The organism is Streptosporangium sp. G11 (genome assembly GCF_051192615.1).
Taxonomy (GTDB): domain Bacteria; phylum Actinomycetota; class Actinomycetes; order Streptosporangiales; family Streptosporangiaceae; genus Streptosporangium.
Genome location: NZ_JBPJUQ010000264.1, coordinates 1 through 1,676, shown reverse-complemented (window position 1 = coordinate 1,676; position 1,676 = coordinate 1). Strand labels below are relative to the sequence as shown.

Here is a 1,676-nt window from a genome sequence, read left to right as displayed (position 1 = left end):
CGGCGCGGGTGGCCGTTCTCGGGCCACTGGACCGGCTCGGTCAGCAGCGACACCGCGCCCGCCGACCAGTCGACGTGGGACGTGGGCTCGTCGACGTGCAGGGTCCTGGGCAGCAGGCCGTTGCGGATGGAGAGCACCATCTTGATGACGCCCGCGACGCCCGCGGCGCACTGGGTGTGGCCGAGGTTGGACTTGATGGCGCCCAGCCAGAGCGGCCGGTCCTCGGGCCGGCCCTCGCCGTAGGTGGCGAGCAGGGCCTGGGCCTCGATCGGGTCACCCAGGGTGGTGCCGGTGCCGTGGGCCTCGACGGCGTCCACGTCGGCGGGTGAGAGGCCGGAGTTGACCAGCGCCTGACGGATGACCCGCTGCTGGGAGGGGCCGCTCGGGGCCGACAGGCCGTTGCTGGCGCCGTCCTGGTTGACCGCGCTGCCCCGCACCACCGCCAGCACCGGGTGACCGTTGCGGCGCGCGTCCGACAGCCGCTCCAGGACGACCATGCCGACGCCCTCGGAGAACACCGTGCCGTCGGCGGCGTCGGCGAAGGACTTGACCCGGCTGTCGGGGGCCAGGCCGCGCTGGCGGCTGAACTCCACGAACAACTCCGGGGTGGAGACCACCGTCACGCCCCCGGCCAGCGCGAGCGTGCTCTCGCCGCGGCGCAGGGAGTCGCAGGCGAGGTGGAGCGCCACCAGCGAGGACGAGCAGGCGGTGTCCACCGTGACGGCGGGCCCCTCGAGGCCGAGCACGTAGGCGACCCTGCCGGACATCACCGAGCTGGAGTTGCCGGTGAGCAGGTAGCCCTCGACGCCCTCGGGCAGCGTGGCCAGCCCGGTGGCGTAGCCGGTGCTCGACGCTCCGACGAACACGCCGGTCGAGCTGCCCTTGAGCGCGTCGGGGGCGATGCCCGCGCGCTCCAGCACCTCCCAGGCCGCCTCCAGCAGCAGCCGCTGCTGCGGGTCGGTGGCGAGGGCCTCGCGCGGCGAGATGCCGAAGAAGCCCGCGTCGAACTCGCCCGCCTCGTGCATGAAGCCGCCGCCGCGGGCGTAGCTGGTGCCGTGCCGTGCGGGGTCGGGGTCGAAGAGCCGGTCCAGGTCCCAGCCCCGGTTGGCGGGGAACTCCGAGATGGCGTCGCCGCCCTCTTCCAGCAGCCTCCACAGCGCCTCGGGCGAGTCGACGCCGCCCGGGTAGCGGCAGCTCATGGAGACGATCACGATGGGGTCGTCGTCCACCGGCGTGGCGGCCCGCGCGAGCGGCTCCGCGGGCCGCGCGGGGACACCCGCGCCGAGCAGTTTGCCCATGAGGTGCCCGGCCAGCGCGACGGGGGTCGGGTAGTCGAAGACCAGGGTGGCGGGCAGGCGCAGCCCGGTCGCGGCGTTGAGCCGGTTGCGCAGCTCGATGGCGGTGAGCGAGTCGAAGCCCAGTTCCTTGAAGGCACGGCCGGACTGCACCGAGTCGGCGTCGGCATGCCCGAGCACGGTGGCGGCCTGCGTACGGATGAGGGAGACGAGCACGCGCTCGCGCTCGGCCTCGGGCAGGCCGGCCAGCTGGCGCAGCAGGGGGGAGCCCCCTGCGGCGGAGGTCGCGGGCGCCGTCACCTCGCGGCGGGCGGGGGCGCGGACGAGGCCGCGCAGGAGCGCCGACCGCATGCCGTTCCCGCCGCGCAGCGCGGCGAGGTC

Annotated in this window: 1 protein-coding gene; it reads right to left on the bottom strand. The window is 75.1% G+C overall.

The window, feature by feature from the left end; translation table 11 throughout:
- A partial coding sequence (locus ACSDR0_RS50420; RefSeq protein WP_435296101.1) for a type I polyketide synthase occupies positions 1-1,676 on the bottom strand: 1,676 nt, incomplete at both ends.